Source organism: Ruegeria sp. CI5 (assembly GCF_056536885.1).
Window position 1 is genome coordinate 368,520 of record NZ_JBQFQN010000003.1, and the last position, 18,501, is coordinate 387,020.

Annotated in this window: 22 protein-coding genes, 1 tRNA gene and 1 riboswitch; of the genes, 13 read left to right on the top strand and 10 right to left on the bottom strand. The window is 63.0% G+C overall.

Annotated elements, in window-relative coordinates; genetic code table 11:
* Positions 1–4: 4 nt before the first annotated feature.
* The 4 genes from ACR0BA_RS12545 to petA form a co-directional block, all read right to left on the bottom strand.
* Positions 5–256 carry a PepSY domain-containing protein gene (locus ACR0BA_RS12545; protein ID WP_480728224.1) on the bottom strand — a complete coding sequence of 84 codons (252 nt, stop codon included), beginning with the start codon at positions 254–256 and terminating at the stop codon, positions 5–7.
* Between the two features lie 207 nt (positions 257–463).
* Positions 464–1,249, bottom strand: coding sequence for a cytochrome c1 (locus ACR0BA_RS12550; RefSeq protein WP_170361312.1), 786 nt, complete (start codon positions 1,247–1,249; stop codon positions 464–466).
* Positions 1,250–1,267: 18 nt separating this feature from the next.
* Complete coding sequence (petB, locus tag ACR0BA_RS12555) at positions 1,268–2,599, bottom strand: cytochrome b (protein WP_093964026.1); 1,332 nt, start codon at positions 2,597–2,599, stop codon at positions 1,268–1,270.
* Positions 2,600–2,611: 12 nt separating this feature from the next.
* A complete protein-coding gene (gene petA, locus ACR0BA_RS12560; protein ID WP_093964025.1) occupies positions 2,612–3,172 on the bottom strand; it encodes a ubiquinol-cytochrome c reductase iron-sulfur subunit in 561 nt (186 codons plus the stop codon).
* A 461-nt stretch (positions 3,173–3,633) separates the two neighbouring features.
* On the opposite strand from petA, the gene ACR0BA_RS12565 reads away from it, so the two are divergent.
* On the top strand, positions 3,634–4,077 hold the full coding sequence (locus ACR0BA_RS12565) for a c-type cytochrome (RefSeq protein ID WP_170340860.1): 444 nt from the start codon (positions 3,634–3,636) through the stop codon (positions 4,075–4,077).
* A 17-nt stretch (positions 4,078–4,094) separates the two neighbouring features.
* On the opposite strand, the gene ACR0BA_RS12570 is transcribed toward ACR0BA_RS12565, so the two are convergent.
* Positions 4,095–4,709 (bottom strand): FMN-binding negative transcriptional regulator, encoded by a 615-nt coding sequence (locus tag ACR0BA_RS12570; RefSeq protein ID WP_480728227.1) that lies wholly within the window; start codon positions 4,707–4,709, stop codon positions 4,095–4,097.
* A 54-nt stretch (positions 4,710–4,763) separates the two neighbouring features.
* Positions 4,764–4,918, top strand: a riboswitch (FMN riboswitch).
* 117 nt (positions 4,919–5,035) lie between these two features.
* On the opposite strand from ACR0BA_RS12570, the gene ACR0BA_RS12575 reads away from it, so the two are divergent.
* The 5 genes from ACR0BA_RS12575 (at position 5,036) to cobO (ending at position 8,953) form a co-directional block, all read left to right on the top strand.
* Positions 5,036–5,476, top strand: a complete 441-nt coding sequence (locus ACR0BA_RS12575) for a 6,7-dimethyl-8-ribityllumazine synthase (protein ID WP_170342850.1) — start codon at positions 5,036–5,038, stop codon at positions 5,474–5,476.
* A gap of 94 nt (positions 5,477–5,570) precedes the next feature.
* Positions 5,571–6,671, top strand: coding sequence for a chorismate synthase (aroC, locus tag ACR0BA_RS12580; RefSeq protein WP_170340855.1), 1,101 nt, complete (start codon positions 5,571–5,573; stop codon positions 6,669–6,671).
* Entirely contained in the window at positions 6,655–7,329 is a 675-nt protein-coding gene (locus tag ACR0BA_RS12585; RefSeq protein ID WP_170588269.1) for an HD domain-containing protein, read from the top strand. The genes aroC and ACR0BA_RS12585 overlap by 17 nt, the downstream gene beginning before the upstream one ends.
* Positions 7,330–7,361: 32 nt before the next feature.
* Positions 7,362–8,297 (top strand): DMT family transporter, encoded by a 936-nt coding sequence (locus ACR0BA_RS12590; RefSeq protein WP_170342844.1) that lies wholly within the window; start codon positions 7,362–7,364, stop codon positions 8,295–8,297.
* Between the two features lie 56 nt (positions 8,298–8,353).
* The gene (gene cobO / locus ACR0BA_RS12595; RefSeq protein WP_170342842.1) at positions 8,354–8,953 is read left to right on the top strand and encodes a cob(I)yrinic acid a,c-diamide adenosyltransferase; all 600 of its coding nucleotides are present in this window, start codon (positions 8,354–8,356) and stop codon (positions 8,951–8,953) included.
* 4 nt (positions 8,954–8,957) lie between these two features.
* Here cobO and ACR0BA_RS12600 read toward each other — a convergent pair whose 3' ends face one another.
* The 4 genes from ACR0BA_RS12600 to ACR0BA_RS12615 form a co-directional block, all read right to left on the bottom strand.
* Positions 8,958–9,164, bottom strand: a complete 207-nt coding sequence (locus tag ACR0BA_RS12600; RefSeq protein WP_480728230.1) for a hypothetical protein — start codon at positions 9,162–9,164, stop codon at positions 8,958–8,960.
* A 186-nt stretch (positions 9,165–9,350) separates the two neighbouring features.
* On the bottom strand, positions 9,351–9,716 hold the full coding sequence (locus tag ACR0BA_RS12605) for a hypothetical protein (protein WP_093964017.1): 366 nt from the start codon (positions 9,714–9,716) through the stop codon (positions 9,351–9,353).
* 109 nt (positions 9,717–9,825) lie between these two features.
* Positions 9,826–10,776 carry an AraC family transcriptional regulator gene (locus tag ACR0BA_RS12610; protein ID WP_170364029.1) on the bottom strand — a complete coding sequence of 317 codons (951 nt, stop codon included), beginning with the start codon at positions 10,774–10,776 and terminating at the stop codon, positions 9,826–9,828.
* A gap of 108 nt (positions 10,777–10,884) precedes the next feature.
* Positions 10,885–11,751 carry a branched-chain amino acid aminotransferase gene (locus ACR0BA_RS12615; RefSeq protein ID WP_093964015.1) on the bottom strand — a complete coding sequence of 289 codons (867 nt, stop codon included), beginning with the start codon at positions 11,749–11,751 and terminating at the stop codon, positions 10,885–10,887.
* 158 nt (positions 11,752–11,909) lie between these two features.
* On the opposite strand from ACR0BA_RS12615, the gene ACR0BA_RS12620 reads away from it, so the two are divergent.
* From ACR0BA_RS12620 to ACR0BA_RS12650, 7 genes are all read left to right on the top strand, one after another.
* Positions 11,910–12,422 (top strand): MarR family winged helix-turn-helix transcriptional regulator, encoded by a 513-nt coding sequence (locus ACR0BA_RS12620; RefSeq protein ID WP_170459594.1) that lies wholly within the window; start codon positions 11,910–11,912, stop codon positions 12,420–12,422.
* On the top strand, positions 12,419–13,120 hold the full coding sequence (locus ACR0BA_RS12625) for a response regulator (protein ID WP_480728233.1): 702 nt from the start codon (positions 12,419–12,421) through the stop codon (positions 13,118–13,120). Before ACR0BA_RS12620 ends, ACR0BA_RS12625 begins: the two co-directional genes overlap by 4 nt.
* A gap of 70 nt (positions 13,121–13,190) precedes the next feature.
* Positions 13,191–14,117 carry a histone deacetylase family protein gene (locus ACR0BA_RS12630; protein WP_480728234.1) on the top strand — a complete coding sequence of 309 codons (927 nt, stop codon included), beginning with the start codon at positions 13,191–13,193 and terminating at the stop codon, positions 14,115–14,117.
* Positions 14,114–14,356, top strand: coding sequence for an exodeoxyribonuclease VII small subunit (locus ACR0BA_RS12635; protein WP_005979588.1), 243 nt, complete (start codon positions 14,114–14,116; stop codon positions 14,354–14,356). Before ACR0BA_RS12630 ends, ACR0BA_RS12635 begins: the two co-directional genes overlap by 4 nt.
* Positions 14,356–15,222, top strand: a complete 867-nt coding sequence (locus ACR0BA_RS12640) for a polyprenyl synthetase family protein (protein ID WP_480728237.1) — start codon at positions 14,356–14,358, stop codon at positions 15,220–15,222. The genes ACR0BA_RS12635 and ACR0BA_RS12640 overlap by 1 nt, the downstream gene beginning before the upstream one ends.
* Before the next feature lie 15 nt (positions 15,223–15,237).
* The gene (gene dxs, locus ACR0BA_RS12645; protein WP_480728238.1) at positions 15,238–17,166 is read left to right on the top strand and encodes a 1-deoxy-D-xylulose-5-phosphate synthase; all 1,929 of its coding nucleotides are present in this window, start codon (positions 15,238–15,240) and stop codon (positions 17,164–17,166) included.
* A 331-nt stretch (positions 17,167–17,497) separates the two neighbouring features.
* Positions 17,498–17,573 (top strand) — tRNA-Thr (locus tag ACR0BA_RS12650).
* A gap of 71 nt (positions 17,574–17,644) precedes the next feature.
* Here ACR0BA_RS12650 and ACR0BA_RS12655 read toward each other — a convergent pair.
* Entirely contained in the window at positions 17,645–18,409 is a 765-nt protein-coding gene (locus ACR0BA_RS12655; protein WP_480728239.1) for a type I restriction enzyme endonuclease domain-containing protein, read from the bottom strand.
* Positions 18,410–18,501 lie beyond the last annotated feature (92 nt).

The window sequence follows — 18,501 nt, forward strand, 5'->3', positions numbered from 1 at the left end:
CCGGTCACTTGTCCTCGATCTTTTGGATCTTGCCGGACGCGGGGTCCACATAGACCTCGGCCATCTGTCCGTCTTTCACGACATAGGCCTCGATTTCACCGTCCTCCATTTCGATCTTGCGCACCTCATAGCCAAGCTCGGTCAGTGCGGTGCGCACCTCAGTCTCTGTCTTGCCCAGTTCCGTATCCGACACCAGGTCCAGAGCCAGAACCGGAGTGGCCACAAGCAAAGCGGCTGCAAGTATGGGTAGTTTCATGTCGGGTCTCCTCGGTTTAGATCCTGCGTCAGACCGCCTGACGCTGTCGAAAACCTGAGCAGCCGACCCCGCCGGCGCCATGCGCAGCCCGCTTAAAAGCTGTGAATAAGCCCGCGCTGATGCCCGGCTCGGCGAGTTTCCGACCGCAAAAAGAAAAAACCCCGCGCCATGCGCGGGGTTGTCTTGCTTTTGCAGGTGACCTTCAGGTCAGACCGACTTTTTGCCTTTGACCGGCGCCCACAGACGCTTGTTCACCAGGTAGAGAAGCACCGACATGATGGTCAGGAACAGAACCCCGACAAAGCCCGAGGCCTTGCGATCCATCATTTTCGGTTCGGCGGCCCACATCAGGAACGCAGCGACGTCCTGGGACATGGCCTCGACGGTGTTTTCGTGTCCGTCGGCAAACTCGACCTGTTCGTCAGACAACGGCGGGCCCATCGAAATCCAGCCGCCCGGGAAAGCGGTGTTTTCGTACAGGATCGTGCCGGCCTCTTCTTTTTCCTTGCCGGTATAGCCGTCCAGCAGCGAGGCGATGTATTCAGCGCCACCCATGCCTTTGACCAGCTGGTTGATCCCCAGACCGTAGGGGCCGTGGAAGCCTGCACGTGCCTTGGCCATCAGGCTCAGGTCAGGTGCGCCCACGGCATCATTGGCCGGGAAGTGATCGGTCGGCCTGGCCGGGCGGAAATCGTCCAGCTCGGGATCGAACACCTCGAACGAGCCGGCGGCATAAGCGATGACTTCTTCTTCCGAGTAGCCCAGCGCCGTGAGGTCGCGCAGCGGTACATATTTCAGACCATGGCAGGCCGCGCAAACCTCGGTATAGATCTGCAGGCCGCGCTGAAGCTGGTTCTGATCGTAAGCGCCAAAGGGCCCTTCGAACGAGAAGTCGAAGTCCTCGATATGCTGCTCGCCGCCTCCGGCTGCGGATACCGCAGCAGGAGCAAGGGCGATGGCAAACGCGGCACCGATTGCAAGTTTCTTGAACATGGTTTCCGGTCCCTCTTCTTACTCGGCCGGCGTGGCGTCGGCGTCAGCCTTGCCATAATGCGCGTTGAAGTCTTCTTCGATGGTTTCCGGCTGGGCATCGGGCTTTTCGATGACACCCAGGATCGGCAGGATCACGAAGAAATAGGCGAACCAGTAGGCGGACGCGATCAGCGAGAAAGTCGCATAGGGCTCTTCCGCCGGCATCGCACCCAGCCACATCAGGGCAAAGAAGTCGATGACCAGCAGGTAGAACCACCATTTGAACATCGGGCGGTACTTGCCCGAACGCACGGTCGAAGTGTCCAGCCACGGCGCCAGCGCCATTGCCAGGATTGCACCGAACATCGCCAGAACACCAAAGAACTTGGCGTCGATGATGCCACCGGTAATGAAGCTGGCGAACTGCACGACCCAGACTTCGCTAGTGAAAGCACGCAGGATCGCGTAGAATGGCAGGAAGTACCATTCGGGCACGATGTGCGCGGGCGTGACCAGCGGGTTGGCTTCGATGTAGTTGTCCGGGTGGCCCAGGTAGTTCGGCATGAAGCCGACGATTGCCCAGAACACGACCAGGATGACGGCCAGCGCGAACAGGTCCTTGATCACGAAATAGGGCCAGAATGGCAGCGTGTCTTTCTCGGCCTCGGCTTTCGACGTGCGGCGAACTTCAACACCCGTGGGGTTGTTGTTGCCGGTGGTGTGGAAGGCCCAGATATGCACGATGACCAGCCCTGCGATGATGAAGGGCAGCAGATAGTGCAGCGAGAAGAAGCGGTTCAGCGTCGCGTTGTCGACGGCCGGTCCGCCCAGCAGCCAGGTCTGGATCGCTTCGCCCACGAAGGGGATCGCGCCGAACAGGCCGGTGATCACGGTGGCGCCCCAGAAGGACATCTGACCCCAGGGCAGAACATAACCCATGAAGGCGGTGCCCATCATCATCAGGTAGATCAGCATGCCGATGATCCAGGTCACTTCGCGCGGCGCCTTGTACGAACCGTAGAACAGGCCGCGGAAGATGTGGATATAGACCGCCACGAAGAACAGCGACGCGCCGTTCATGTGCAGGTACCGCAGCATGTAGCCGCCGTTTACGTTGCGCATGATGTGCTCGACGCTGGCAAAGGCCAGATCGACATGCGGGGTATAGTGCATCACTAGAACGATGCCGGTGACGATCTGCAACGCCAGGCAGAAGGTCAGGACGATGCCCCAGATCCACATCCAGTTCAGGTTCTTCGGGGTGGGGATCATCAAAGTGTCGTATAGAAGGCCGACGATGGGCAGACGGCTGTTCAGCCACTTCTCGCCGTTGGTCTTCGGTTCATAGTGATCGTGCGGGATACCGGACATGAGCGCGTCTCCTTAACCCAGCTTGATGGTGGTTTCGTCGAGGAACTCGGCGACCGGGATATGCAGGTTTTCCGGAGCGGGACCTTTGCGGATACGGCCCGCCGTATCGTAGTGCGATCCGTGGCACGGGCAGAACCACCCGTGGAAATCACCAGCGCCGTCGCCCAGAGGAACGCAGCCCAGATGGGTGCAGACGCCCATCATCACCAGCCATTCGCCGGCTTCGTCCAGCGTCCGGTTTTCGTCGGTCGCGGGCAGGTTCGGCTTGTTTTCGTTCCGGTCGTTCTGATCCGGCAGATCCTCCAGCGGCACTTCGCGGCCCCAGTTGATCTCTTCTTCGGTACGGCGACGAATGAAGACGGGCTTGCCCAGCCACTTGACCGTGATCTGGGTGCCGATCTCGACGCCGCTGACATCCACGCGGATCGAGGACAGCGCCTGAACGTCTGCCGAGGGGTTCATTTGGTTGACCAGGGGCCACACGGCGGCTCCCGTTGCAACGACACCTGCGCCGCCGGCGGCGTAGTAGAGGAAATCTCTGCGGGTGCCTTCGTGGTCTTCTGCGTGGGACACGAGGTTTTCTCCGATTCCAGCGCCCGGCTACGGGCAAACATGCATCAGCACCGCATCAAAGCGGCGTCTCATCGCGGGTATCTAGCTGGCGGAAATCGGTTCGTCCAGCGGTCATAGGCGCGCACTACGCCGCATCTGGGCATTCATGTCACAATGAAGGGGTCATTTTTCAAGAACTTCCTCGGGTGTTGCGAAAAACGCCGTTCGAAGGCGCGAATCACTTCGCAGGTGATTCTCTGACCCTTCGCCCCCGGCCCGGTCGGGCATCTGTTCACTCGGGTGCCCGGCGCGTGGCAAACACGACAGCAACCGGACCGCGCGGTTCCGGGTCATTTTTTTTCATTTAAACATCTATTTTGAAATCATTTTTTAGATTTCTTTGTGGTGAATTTCCCGGTTGCGACCCCGGGGTTTTTCACGCAAAGGCGGCGGGCGCGCGACCGATCTGAATGAGGACCCAAATGACTTTGTCAAAAAACGCCATTCTGCTGCTCGCGTTCACCGCCGCACACCAGGCCGCTGCCGAAGGCGACGCCGCGCGCGGTGAGAAACTCTACAACCGCTGCTCGTCCTGTCACGCCATCATCAAGGATGACGAGGTTCTGATCAAAGGCGGCATCACCGGCCCGAATCTCTATGGTGTGGTCGGCAGGACCGCAGGAACCGAAAACGATTATCTGAACGGCAGTGAACGGCTGCCCATCGGGATGTTCACCGATGACATGATCCGCGCCGGTGAAAACGGTCTGGTCTGGACGCAAGAGAACATCGCCGCCTATGCCCGCGACCCGATCGGGTTCATCCAGGACTTCCTCAACGACGACACCGCCCGCCCGAACATGAGCGTCAAGCTGAAGAAAGGTGCCGAGGATATCGCCGCCTATCTGGCCACGTTCACCGACTGAACCCAACCCGGCGCCGGTCAACTGTCCCGCATCAAAGCAGCCAGTTGACCAAGCTCGGTGCCGATCCCGGACTGCTCGACATTCTCGGCCGCGGCCAGCCGCGCCGCCTCGGGCTTGTTCTGGTTCAGTTTCCAGGTGCCGTCGATCTGGGTGATCTGCATGCGGCAGGGCACGATCATGCGCATCATGCGCTCCAGCGCCGCCGAGTCCATCTTGTCGGCGCGCCAGGGCGGCTTGGGCTGGAGCCGCTCTTCAAAAAAGGCCGATTGCCGATCAACTAGATCGCGCAGCCGGTCCTGCGGCTGCAATTCCAGCCGGCCGGTCAGGTGGACCGCCACGTAATTCCATGTGGGCACCTGATCCGCGACGCCATACCAATCGGGCGAGACATACCCGTCGGGCCCCTGAACCGCGATCCGCGCCTCCTGCGGGTTGGCCAGCGCCCGCACGATCGGGTTCGACCGCACCAGATGCAGTTCGGCCACCGCGCCATCCTCGGACAGCAGAAAGGGCACATGGCTGATCAATGGCGGGCCGTCGACCGACAGCGCCAGTACGCCGAATCCCCGGCTGCGGGCAAACGCCACATGGCGCGCGCGGTCCTCGGCGCGAAAGGCTGGGTTGGGGTGCATGGCCGTCCTCCTGCAGACAGGTCTTGCAGATCGCGCGCACGCTTGGCAAGGTCGCGCCGTTCTCAGGGCGGGGCGGAATTCCCCACCGGCGGTATGCGGGCCCAGGCCCGCCAGCCCGCGAGCGGCTCTGCCATCCAACCGGCAGAGTGTCAGCAGATCTGGTGAGAGGCCAGAGCCGACGGTCAAAGTCCGGATGAAAGAGAACGAGCAGCGCGCCCCGCCAAGGGCGCGTCTGTCCGTTATCGCCTTGGGTGACGTGTCATGCCGCGCTGGCCGCGAAACCATTCGCACCCGCCAGCAGGCCACCAAGCTGAAAGGAGATCACGATGACACACACCCGCTATGCTTTCGTCAAAGCCAACTGGCATGCCGATATCGTCGACCGCGCGCTGGACGGTTTTCTGGAGCTGATCCCCGCCGATCAGGTCGATGTGTTCGACGTGCCGGGCGCGTTTGAAATGCCCCTGCTGGCCCGCGACCTGGCCCGGACGGGCCGCTATGCCGCCGTGGCCTGCGCGGCTTTTGTCGTCGATGGCGGCATCTACCGGCACGATTTCGTGGCGCAGGCCGTGGTTGACGGGCTGATGCGCGCGGGGCTGGAAACCGGCGTGCCGGTCCTGTCGGTGTCGCTGACGCCGCACCAGTACCAGGAAACCGACCATCACAACGCCATCTACCGCGCGCATTTCGTGGAAAAGGGGCGCGAGGCAGCTCGGGCGGCGCTGAAAATCGTCGAAACCCGCGCCGCACTGACCCGTGCTGCCTAAGCACACTGGGTTGGGGCAGCGATGCCCCAACCGCAAATCCGCTTGAGGCGGCAGGCTCTCGCCGTTAATCACGACCCTCAAAGGAGCACGCCCCATGTCGATGAACAGCTTTGGACACCTTTTCCGCGTCACCACCTGGGGTGAAAGCCACGGCCCCGCGCTGGGCGCCACGGTGGATGGCTGCCCGCCCGGCGTCCCGATCGACGAGGGTATGATCCAGCACTGGCTGGACAAGCGCAAACCGGGCCAGAACAAGTTCACCACCCAGCGGCGCGAGCCCGATCAGGTGGAGATCCTGTCAGGCGTGTTCGAGGGCCAGACAACCGGCACCCCGGTCCAGCTGATGATCGAGAACACCGATCAACGCTCGAAGGACTACGGGGACATCATGGACAAGTTCCGCCCCGGCCATGCCGACATTACCTATTGGCAGAAATACGGCATCCGCGACTATCGCGGCGGCGGGCGCAGCTCGGCCCGGGAAACGGCGGCGCGGGTGGCCGCCGGCGGGCTGGCGCGCGAGGCGATCAAACAGATCGCGCCGAATGTCCAGATCACCGGCTACATGACCCAGATCGGCCCGCACCGGATCGACCGGGCCAACTTTGACTGGGCGCAGATCGAACAGAACCCGTTCTGGACCCCGGATGCACAAGCCGCCGAGGACTGGGCGGCCTATCTGGACGATCTGCGCAAATCCGGCAACTCGGTCGGCGCGGTGGTCGAAGTGGTGGCGCGCGGCGTTCCAGCGGGCCTCGGCGCGCCGGTCTATGGCAAGCTCGACACCGATCTGGCCGCGGCGATGATGTCGATCAACGCGGTCAAGGGCGTCGAGATCGGCGAAGGCATGGCCGCCGCCGAACTGACCGGCGAGGCCAATGCCGACGAGATTTTCATGGGCCAGAACGGCCCGCAATACAGCTCGAACCATGCAGGCGGCATTCTGGGCGGTATCTCGACCGGGCAGGACATCGTGGTGCGTTTTGCAGTCAAACCGACCTCATCGATCCTGACCACGCGCAAGACCATCACCAAATCGGGCGAAGAGACCGAGATCATCACCAAGGGCCGCCACGACCCCTGCGTCGGCATCCGCGCCGTGCCGGTGGGCGAGGCGATGATGGCCTGCGTGATCCTGGACCACCTGCTGCTGCATCGGGGCCAGATCGGTGAGAACCGTGGACGGATTGGCTGAGCTGCGCGACCGCCTACGCGCGGTCGTCGCGCAGCGGATGATCACCGACCCGGCCCATGACCTGGCCCATCTGGACCGTGTCTGGGTCAATGCCCGCGCCATCGCCGATGCGCAAACCGACAGGACCGTGCTGCTGGCGGCCTGCTATCTGCACGATCTGGTCAACCTGCCCAAGAACGACCCCGACCGACACCTGGCCTCGCGCCGGTCGGCCGAAGAATCCGAGCCTGTTCTGCGAGAACTGGGCCTGAGCGATGCCCAGATCGCCGCCACCCGCCACGCGATCGAGGCGCACAGTTTTTCCGCCAACATCCCGCCCGAGACGCCCGAGGCGCGCATCCTGCGCGATGCCGACCGATTGGATGCGCTGGGCGCCATCGGGATCGCACGGAATTTCTCGGTGTCCGGCGCTTTGGGGCGGACGCTCTATGATCCGGCCGATCCGTTCGCATCGCACCGTCCACTGGACGATCTGCACTATTCGATCGACCATTGGAAGGTGAAGCTGCTGGCCCTGCCCGACGACATGCTGACCGAAGCCGGACGGCAGATCGCGCTGCAACGGGTCCGGCGCATGATCCGGTTTCTGACCGAATTCGCCGAAGAGATCGGCAGCCCCCTGCCCGACAGCTGGACACGCCCAAATCCAACCCGTTGATCTTTGCCGCGCAAGGGGGCAGGGTCGCGCCGATGGCCCAATCCATGACCTCTCATCGCCCTTTGCTGGCCGTGACGCTGAAACTCAGCGCGCTGTTCCTGTTCACGGCGATGTCGGCGCTGGTCAAGGCGCTGTCGGCGGATTTCCCGCCGGGCCAGATGGTGTTTTTCCGTTCGCTTTTCGCGGTGCCGGTGATCGTGGCCTGGCTGATCTCGCGCGGGGAACTGGCGCAGGGCTTTGTCGTCAGGAAGCCCATGGGCCATTTCTGGCGTGGGGTGCTGGGCACCACCGCCATGGGCCTGACCTTCACCGGGCTCAGCCTGCTGCCCCTGCCCGAGGTTACGGCCATTGGCTATGCCACCCCGATCTTCACCCTGATCCTGGCGGCGCTGCTGCTGGGCGAGCGCATCCGCCTGATCCGCATCGGCGCGGTGGCGATCGGGCTCTTGGGCGTGCTGATCATGATCTGGCCGCGGCTGGGCTCGGCCGATCTGGGCACCGGGGCCACGATCGGCGCGCTGTGCGTGCTGGGCGCGACCGTGGCCCGAGGCTTCGTGCAGATCCACATCCGGCAACTGGTGCAGGTCGACCACCCCGCCGCGATCGTCTTCTATTTTTCGATGACCGCCACGCTGCTGTCGGCGCTGACCGTGTTCTGGGGCTGGACCATGCCCACCCTGAACCAGCTGCTGATCCTGATCACGATGGGCCTGATCGGCGGCGTCGCGCAGATTCTGGTGACCTCGTCCTACCGGTTCGGGCAGGCCTCGATGCTGGCGCCCTATGATTATACGTCGATGCTGTTTGCGATCTTCATCGGCTATGTCTGGTTTGACGAGCTGCCGACCCTGGCGATCCTGCTGGGGGCGGCGCTGGTGATCGCCGGCAATGCGGTGGTGATCTGGCGCGAACACCAGCTGGGTCTGGAGCGCGGCAAAGCGCGGTCGCTGACCGATCACAAACCCTGACTTTACCTTTCGCGCCCATCGCCTAGGTTGGCGCGGACAATCAACGAGGTTTTGCCATGAGCGACGCACAGGACCACAAACAGAAGATGCAACAGGTGCAGGCCCAGCACCGCAAGAAAGTGTCCGAGGCCGTGGATCCCGGCCGCGGGTTGGTGCTGATCAACACCGGCAAGGGCAAGGGCAAATCCTCGGCCGCGTTCGGCGTGGTGATCCGCGCATTGGGCTGGGGCCAGAAGGTCGCCGTGGTGCAGTTCATCAAGGGCAAATGGAAGACTGGCGAGCGGCGGTTCTTCGAAGAGCGCGATCTGGTCACCTGGCACACGATGGGCGAAGGCTTCACCTGGGACACCCAGGACCGCGACCGCGACATCACCGCCGCCACCGCCGCCTTCGACAAGGCGCGCGACCTGATGGCCAGCGGCGACTATGACCTTGTGGTGCTGGACGAGATCAACATCGCCCTGCGCTATGAATACCTGTCGGTGGACGCAGTGATCGAGGGGCTGAAGGCCCGCTCGGACCGGACCAGCGTGTTCCTGACCGGGCGCGACGCGCCGCAGGCGCTGCGCGACTATGCCGATCTGGTCACCGAAATGACCGAGGAAAAGCACCCGTTTCAGGCCGGCATCAAGGCCCAGCGCGGTGTCGATTTCTGATCGGTCAACGCGGGACGGCACCACTTGCCGGTGCCGCCGGCGTGCTCTGCGGGACAGTGGCGATCCGGGCGTCCGCAACCCCGGCCGCCCGGTCACAGCGTCCGTCCTGGCATTTGCAGTCCAGGTAGGCCACCAGGTCGCCATCGACGCAGCACCCGCTGCCAAGGGGCAGGTCTGAACTGGACAGAAGTTCAAGTATCGGGTCGCGCATCGCGTGGCCTTTCCGAAATCGTTTCCGAGACGGTGGCGCGCCCTCGCGGGTGTACGGCTTGGCGTGCAGGCCGTCTCGGAATCAAAGGCTTGATACCGGGGTATCTGGCGTTGGGCTAAAACTGACAATTTCTGTCGGACTTTTCAAGACCAAAATTCGCCCCGGCCAAATGGCCGGAGCAAGGGGTCAGGCGGTGGCTGTCTGGTCGGGCGCGCTGAGCGAGATTACGGCCACCACGGCGGCGCCATTCAGCCAGTAGTAGACCGCATCCAGACCGGTGAAGCCGAACAGGCTGGGGGCGAACAGGAAGGTGAGCCCCACCAGCAGATCGACGGCCAGGTGAAACCTGTAGGGCAGAACGCGCCAGACGCCCAGGTGATGATCCGTCAGCACCGTCAGCACGAAAGCCGCCACGCCGGTGGCCACCGACAGCCACAGCGCAATCGGGTTCGACGCGCCCAGTCCCAAGGCAAAAGGCAGCCCCATCAGGGCCAGTGCCACCGGGTAGTCCAGATAGGCATGAATGGTGCGGGTAACGAAACGCAGAGACATGATGTTTCCTTTCCTTGATTGAGGACAGATCAAGGATATGTTCGCCAACCCGAACGTAGCAGCCCAGATCGTTTGGAACACCTTGCAGATCGTCCGCCAGTTCGCCGGATCAGTGCATCGCCCTGTAAGCGGCCGGAGACAGACCGATCTGCTTCTTGAACACCCGCGAAAACGCAGCCTCGGAGGCATAGCCGACCTGAGCCGCCGCGTCGGCCACGTTCCAGCGGCTTTCGATCAGCCCGTGGCAGGCGATCTGCATACGCCAGTCGGTCAGGTATTGCATGGGCGTGGCGCCCATCTTCTGGGTGAACAGCTGTGCGAAGGTCGTGCGTGACATGCCGGCTTCACGCGCCAGCGATGCCACGCTCCACTCGCGGGCCGGGTCGCGGTGAAAGGCGCCCAGCGCGCGCGAGATACGTGGATCGGCGAAGCCCGACAGGGCCGCATCGGTGGGGCTTTGATGTTCCAGATAGGCGCGGATCGCCTGGGCGAACAGAACCTCGGACAGTTTCAGCGCGATCAGGTCCCCGCCGATCCGGGCGCCCGCAACCTCGGATTCGATCATCCGCAGCGTTGCCTCGATCCAGGCCCCGGCGGATTCGCCGTAATTCTCGATCAGGATATAGGGCGGCAGGCGGTCGATCAGCATATGCCCAGTGCCGCGCCGCCCGGCCGGACCGGCAAACGAGAAATGCCCGCAGATAAGTTGCGTGTCGCGGTCCTGCTCGGCTCCGCCATAGACCAGCACACCGTCACCTTTGTAGCCGGCCCGGTCCAGAACCTGCTCCAGCGGCAGGGCGTCCACGGGCCGGACCTCGTTGCACAGCAGCGCGTGTGCGGCCCCGTGCGGGATCAGGATCAGATCCCCCTGCCGCAACCGCAGGGTCTCGCCGGTGGTGGACACATGCACCTTCAGTTCTCCGCGCTGGACGAAGTGAAACCGGGCGACGTTTTCGAATGCAGGCACCTGCACGCCGAAGGGCGGCGTGAACGAGGTCCGGAAATACAGGGTGCCCCGCAGGGAAAGGCGCGTCAGGATATCGCTGAGCAGGTCCAACATGCGCCAAGGATACGGATTCGCACCCGATCGTCCAGCGCAGCGGACGATCTGCACCAAACCCCGGACGGGCGGCAAGGCCGGTCGGCCACCGCCCGAGCGGATGTCGGATCAGCTGCGAACCAGCTGTTCGTAATCGTTGGCGATCTCACGGGTCAGGTCGCCGACCTCGAAGGTATACTCACCGATCTGGCCCACCGGCGTGACCTCGGCCGCGGTGCCGGTCAGCCAGCACTGTTCGAATTCGGCCATCTCCTCGGGCAGGATGTGGCGTTCGTGTACGGTGATGCCTTTGTCTTTCAGCATCTGGATCACCGTCTGGCGGGTAATCCCGTTCAGGAAGCAGTCGGCCAGCGGTGTATGCACTTCGCCATCCTTGACGAAGAATACGTTGGCACCGGTCGCCTCGGCCACATAGCCGCGGTAATCCATGAACAAGGCATCCGAACAGCCCTTGGCCTCGGCCTTGTGCTTGGAGATGGTGCAGATCATGTACAGCCCCGCCGCCTTGGCATGGACCGGGATGGTTTCCGGGCTGGGCCGCTTCCATTCAGCGATGTCCAACTTGGCACCCTGCATCTTGGCGTCGCCGTAATAGGCGCCCCAGGGCCAGACCGCGATGGCCATGCGCACCGGGTTGCGCGCCGAGGCCACGCCCATGTCCTCGCCCGAACCGCGCCAGACCAGCGCGCGCACATATGCGTCCTTGAGGCCGCTTTTCTCGAGCGTTTCGGCCTTGGCCGCCTCGATCTGATCGACCGTGTAGGGCATCGGCATGTCCAGCGCCTCGGCCGACTTGATCAACCGCTCGGAATGTTCGCGGCTTTTGAAAATCTTGCCGTTATAGGCGCGTTCGCCCTCGAAGACCGAGCTGGCATAGTGCATCGCATGGGTCAGGACATGCACCTTGGCGTCGCGCCAGGGCACAAATTCGCCATCCATCCAGATGACACCGTCACGATCGTCATATCCCGCCATCCGAAACCTCCTGACCCGGGCCACATTTCCGATTGTTGCGCTACTTAGGTCCGACCCGGACACAAAATTGCGCAAAAACTGCGATTCGATACCTGTCCGCCCTTGGAATGTCAATAACGCTGACTTAAAGTCGGGGCGTGTAACGAATGAGGCCCGATATGTCCGAGATCCGCCCCGCCCCGGTCTTTGGCGGAGAAAGCCTGTTGTTTCTGACGGATGAACAGCTTCGCCAGGGGATCGAGGCGATGTTCTTCGCCTATCGCGGCTTTACCGCCGACCCCGACCGCATCTTGAGCGAAATGGCCTATGGCCGGGCGCATCACCGGGCGATCCATTTCATCAACCGTGCGCCGGGCACCACGGTGAACAACCTGCTGGCGATTCTGGGGGTGACCAAGCAGTCGCTGAACCGGGTGCTGCGCACGCTGATCGACGACGGCCTCGTCGAGAGCCGGGTCGGCACCGTCGACAAGCGCGAACGCCACCTGTACCTGACCGAAAAGGGCAAAGCGCTCGAGTCGCAGCTGTCGGACGCCCAGCGCGCCCGGATGCGCGCGGCCTACAAGGAGGCCGGCCCCGAGGCGGTTGCCGGGTTCCGCAAAGTTCTTGAAGCGATGATGGATGCTGATATGCGTCGGGCTTACACGAAACTGCGGGATTCAACTTCATGAGCGATGTGGACGCCCACCTTCTGATCGTCGATGACGATGAACGCATCCGCGATCTGCTCAAGAAATTCTTGATGCGCAGCGGATTTCTGGTGACGGCGGCGCGTGATGCCGCCCATGCGCGGCGGGTCCTGTCGGGGCTGGATTTCGACCTGATCGTGATGGATGTGATGATGCCGGGCGAGGATGGCGTCAGCCTGACCCGGGCCCTGCGCGAGACGCATGACACGCCGATCCTGCTGCTGACCGCACGCGGCGAGACCGAGCACCGGATCGCCGGGTTGGAAGCCGGAGCAGACGATTACCTGGCCAAGCCGTTCGAGCCCAAGGAACTGCTGCTGCGGATCAACGCGATCCTGCGGCGGATGCCGGAAACCACGACGCAGGACACCGCCGCCAAAATCCTGCATCTGGGGCCGATCCGCTATGACATCGAACGCGGCGAGATGTGGCAGGGCGAAACTCCGGTGCGCCTGACGCAGACCGAAAGCCAGCTGATGAAGATCTTTTCGGCCCAACCGGGTGAGCCTGTGAGCCGCGCCAAGCTGGTCGAGGATCTTGGGCGCGACAAAGGGCAGGCACAGGAACGCGCGGTGGACGTGCAGATCACGCGCCTGCGCCGCAAGATCGAAGCTGACCCGAAGCAGCCGCGTTACCTGCAGACGGTGCGTGGCGCAGGATATATGTTGGCGCCGGATTGATTTGGCCGCTGCGCGGCGTTTTCTTGCCTTCGGCGAGGATATTTTTGGCCAGATGAACTGGGGGAGTTTCATGAAGACCGCTGTTTTGACGCATGCCGACTGTCTGGGTCATGTCACCCCCGAGGGGCACCCCGAACGGGTGGCCCGGTTGGAACATATCCTGCATGCGCTGGAGCCGCTGGACCTGCAGCGGATGACCGCGCCGCTGGCGGCGGATGATGATCTGCTGCGCATCCATCCCGAAAGTTACATCCGCGAAATCCGTGACAACCGCCCGACCGAGGGGTTCCGCCAGATCGACGGGGATACGTTCATGTCGCCCGGCTCGGTCGATGCGGCCTATCGGGCGGCGGGGGCCGTGGTGCGGGCGGTGGACATGGTGCTGGGCGGTGAGGCGCCGAATGCGTTCTGCGCCGTACGGCCGCCGGGCCATCACGCCGAACGTGAAACCGCCATGGGGTTCTGCCTTTTCGGGAATGCCGCTCTGGCGGCGAAACATGCGCTGGACCATCACGGGCTGCGTCGGGTCGCGGTGGTGGATTTCGACGTGCATCACGGCAATGGTACGCAGGATCTGCTGTGGGACGAGGCCCGCGCGCTGGTGATCACCAGCCAGCAGATGCCGCTGTGGCCGGGCTCGGGGCGACCGGATGAAACCGGGGCGCATGACACCATCGTGAACATCCCGCTGGCCCCCGGCACCGGCGGGGCCGAGATGCGCGCGGCCTACGAGGCGCAGGCCTTTCCGCGGCTGCGCGCGTTCAGGCCCGAGCTGATCATCATCTCGGCCGGATTCGACGCCCATCAGGACGATCCGCTGGCCAATCTGAACTGGTCCACCGACGACTTCGCCTGGATCACCGCGCAGCTGTGCCGGATCGCCGATGAGCTGTGTGGGGGCCGTATCGTCTCGACTCTGGAAGGCGGGTATGATCTGAACGCACTGGCCAAGGCCACACGCGCCCATGTTGAAGAACTGATGAAGGCAGCCCGATGACCGAGACCCCCGTTGAACAGATGACATTCGAACAGGCGATGAAAGAGCTGGAGGCCGTGGTCGGCCAGCTGGAGCGCGGCGACGTGGCGCTGGACCAGTCGATCGCCCTGTACGAGCGCGGCGCCAAGCTGAAGAAACGCTGCGAAGACGAGTTGAAGCGCGCCGAGGAGAAAGTGGCCGCCATCACGCTGGATGCCGATGGGCAGCCCACCGGGACGACCCCTGTCGAAGGTCTGTAATGTTTTCCGAAAGGCTGGTGCAGGATGCTGCGCTGATCCAGGCGCAGTTCGATCTGGTTCTGGGAGCACTGGACGATGTCGATGTGACCCGCGCGATGGCCTATGCCACGCAGGGCGGCAAGCGGCTGCGCGGATTTCTGGTGCTGGAAAGCGCCCGGCTGCACGGGATGGACGAGACCTGCGCGATCTGGCCAGCGACCGGGATCGAGGCGCTGCACGCCTACAGCCTGGTGCATGACGATCTGCCCTGCATGGACGATGACGACCTGCGTCGCGGTCGTCCGACCGTGCACAAGCAATGGAACGACGGCATCGCGGTACTGGCTGGCGACGCTTTGCAGGCGCTGGCGTTCGAGCTGTGCGCCCGGCCCGAGATCGGATCTTCAGACGTTCGGGCGGAACTGGCGCTGACCCTCGCCCAAGCCAGCGGCGCGCAAGGCATGGTTCTGGGTCAGGCGTTGGACATCGCGGCCGAAACTGCCGAACAACCTTTGACCCTACCGGAAATCACGCATCTTCAGGCCGGCAAGACCGGGGCGCTGATCGAATGGTCGGCGTGCGCCGGTGCTGTTCTGTCGGAGACTGATCCGGCCCCATTGCGCCAATATGCCCGTGCGCTGGGTCTTGCCTTTCAGATCGCCGACGACATCCTTGATGTGGAAGGTGACAGCGAAAAGGCGGGCAAACGGTTGCAGAAGGATGCACAGGCGGGAAAGGCGACATTCGTGTCCCTGCTGGGCCTCGACGCCGCCAAGGCCCGCGCGATCGAGCTGATTGATCAGGCCTGCGCCGCGTTGGATGGGTACGGAGCACGGGCCGAAACCTTGAAGGACGCCGCCCGCTTCGTTATTGCGCGTGAAAGCTGAACCGTAAGGGATGCCATGTCAGACCGTCCGAACACCCCGCTTCTGGACCTTGTGAACCGCCCGGCGGATCTCAAGCAGTTTTCGGACGCGCAGCTTCATCAGTTGGCAAACGAGTTGCGGGCCGAGACGATCTCGGCCGTTTCGGTGACCGGCGGGCATCTGGGCGCGGGTCTGGGCGTGGTGGAACTGACCGTGGCCCTGCACGCGGTGTTCGACACGCCGCGCGACAAGATCATCTGGGATGTCGGGCACCAGTGCTATCCGCACAAGATCCTGACCGAGCGGCGCGACCGTATCCGCACCCTGCGCCAGAAAGGCGGCCTCAGCGGGTTCACCAAACGCAGCGAAAGCCCCTATGACCCGTTCGGCGCGGCGCACAGTTCGACCTCGATCAGCGCGGCGCTGGGCTTTGCCGTGGCCCGCGACCTGGGCGGGGTCACGCCCGAAGGGCTGGGCGACGCGATCGCGGTGATCGGCGACGGGTCGATGTCGGCCGGCATGGCCTTCGAGGCGATGAACAACGCCGGCCACCTGAAAAAACGCCTGATCGTGATCCTGAACGACAACGAGATGAGCATCGCCCCGCCCGTGGGTGCGCTGTCAAACTATCTTTCGCGCATCTATGCCGAAGAGCCGTTCCACGATCTGAAAGCCGCCGCCAAGGGGGCGGTGTCGCTGCTGCCCGAACCGTTCCGCGAAGGCGCCAAGCGCGCCAAGGAGATGCTCAAGGGCATGGCGGTGGGCGGCACGCTTTTCGAAGAGCTGGGATTCTCCTATGTCGGCCCGATCGACGGGCATGACCTGGACCAGCTGCTGCCGGTGCTGCGCACCGTCAAGGCGCGGGCGACCGGGCCGATTCTGATCCACGCGCTGACCAAAAAGGGCAAGGGCTATGCCCCGGCCGAGCAGGCCCGCGACAAGGGCCATGCCACCGCCAAGTTCGACGTGGTCACCGGCAAGCAGCAGAAGGCGCCGTCGAACGCACCGTCCTATACCTCGGTCTTCGGCAGGACCCTGGTGGACGAGGCCAGCCGCGACGATAAGATCGTGGCGGTGACCGCGGCGATGCCCGACGGCACCGGGCTGAACCTGTTCGCCGAACGCTACCCGTCGCGCTGTTTCGACGTAGCGATTGCCGAGCAGCACGGGGTCACTTTCTCGGCCGCGCTGGCGGCGGGCGGGCTGAAACCGTTCTGCGCGATGTATTCAACGTTTTTGCAGCGCGGCTATGACCAGGTGGTGCACGACGTGGCGATCCAGCGCCTGCCGGTGCGCTTTGCCATCGACCGCGCGGGGCTGGTGGGAGCTGATGGCGCGACTCATGCCGGGTCGTTCGACATCGCCTACCTGTCCAACCTGCCGGGCATGGTGGTGATGGCCGCCGCCGACGAGGCCGAACTGGTGCACATGGTCGCCACCGCCGCCGCCCATGACGACGGACCGATCGCGTTCCGCTATCCGAGGGGCGAAGGCGTGGGCGTCGATCTGCCCGAACGTGGACAGGTTCTGGAAATCGGCAAGGGCCGCCTGATCCAGTCGGGGGCGCGGGTGGCGATCCTGTCCTTCGGCACGCGCCTGGCCGAGGTGCAGAAGGCCGCCGAATCGCTGGCCGCGCGCGGCATCACCCCGACCATCGCCGACGCCCGGTTCGCCAAGCCGCTGGACCGCGACCTGATCCTGGACCTGGCCACCAACCACGAGGCGCTGATCACCATCGAAGAAGGCGCCATCGGCGGGTTCGGCAGCCACGTGGCGCAGCTGCTGGCGGATGAGGGCGTGTTCGACCGAGGACTGAAATACCGCTCGATGGTATTGCCGGACATTTTCATCGACCAGGCCAGCCCCGCCGACATGTACGCCGTCGCCAGTATGAACGCCGAACAGATCGAAGCCAAGGTGCTTGCCGTTCTGGGCGTTGCATCAATCGGCGAAAAACGCGCCTGATCCCGACCGGATCGTCGGTTGCCCTCAGCCAGAGCGGCATTCGGGTCGTACGACGGGTGGACAAGGCCAGTCGCCCTCCAACAAAACCTCACATCGGGGTCAACAACCGGTCTTGCCTACGCCCGTGGGACGGTTTAAACGATCCTTCGCACCGCATACCGCGCCCCCACGGGCGCGGGTGCGCGTCGAAGAATGGGCCGCTGTAGCTCAGCTGGTAGAGCACGTCATTCGTAATTAGCGGGTCCGCTCGCAAACTACGTTTGAGACCAGTTGGTTAGACGCGGCGAGCCGTAACTAGTAGGGCCATAGTAGGGCCGCGACAGAGAAGGATGCCGGTGTAGCTCAGCTGGTAGAGCACGTCATTCGTAATGATGGGGTCGGGGGTTCGAGTCCCTTCACCGGCACCATCCTTCTCGGAAAAGAAACAGTCAGCTTTGATTTCAACCGCTCCGCACGGGATTTAAACGGTCAGCGGGCTCTAGGCAGCAGTCGCGAACGCGCCTGTTGCAGCTTGCTGCCAAACATGTTCGTAGACGCTCTTTGCAACAGCATCTTTGTCCTCTGGTGAAAAAGGCGGAGTGGGTAACCGGGCATACACTTCATCGAGAATAAAAACCTCGACGTCAGCTTTGGTTTGCTCCTTCTCCCAGAATCTATCTAGTTCGGCCAATCTAGCACTGATCGACGAAAGGAGATCGCGGCTGGATTGCTTAACGGTCTCTCGATCAGTCTTGCTAAGCCGATCCTTCTTCAACAAATCGAAGAAGGCCAATTCCTCCTCGGTCAGTCCTTCCTCGACTGCCCGCTTCTGTTCAGCGTCGAGCTCGGCCATCAATTCTGTTAGCCGCGGAAAGGTTTCTTCGATTGTCACCCTGTCCTTCTCGCTGTTATAGGCCGCAACGATCTCTTCGTACTTCTGTTGGTAATCCATGCGGGTCGGATTTCGAGCTAGCATTTTCGCCAGCTTGGCTTCGACGATCTCGCGGATATCCTGAAGGGCTGTGGCCTTGCGACGTACCTTCTTTGCGAACTCGTCACGCAACCGTTCCATATTGATCTGGCTAAGGTCAAAGACGAGGCCTCCTGCCTGGTCGTCCCCAGGCTCTTGGGTACGAATGGCTTCGTTCACGATTCGATGGAGTTCCTTTAGAAGTTCAGTGACATCGGCAGTGTCGCGACGCTCGGTCAGCTTCTTGTAGATCGCTTCGATGTTGTCGTGCCGCTTGTCTGACGTCAGCGCCAATGGGACAGTTTAGGGTGATTTGATAAGAGAGGGTTTCTGGCACATCGTAACCACCAAGGAGTGGAGATGAGACAGAAACCCGGAACCAAGCA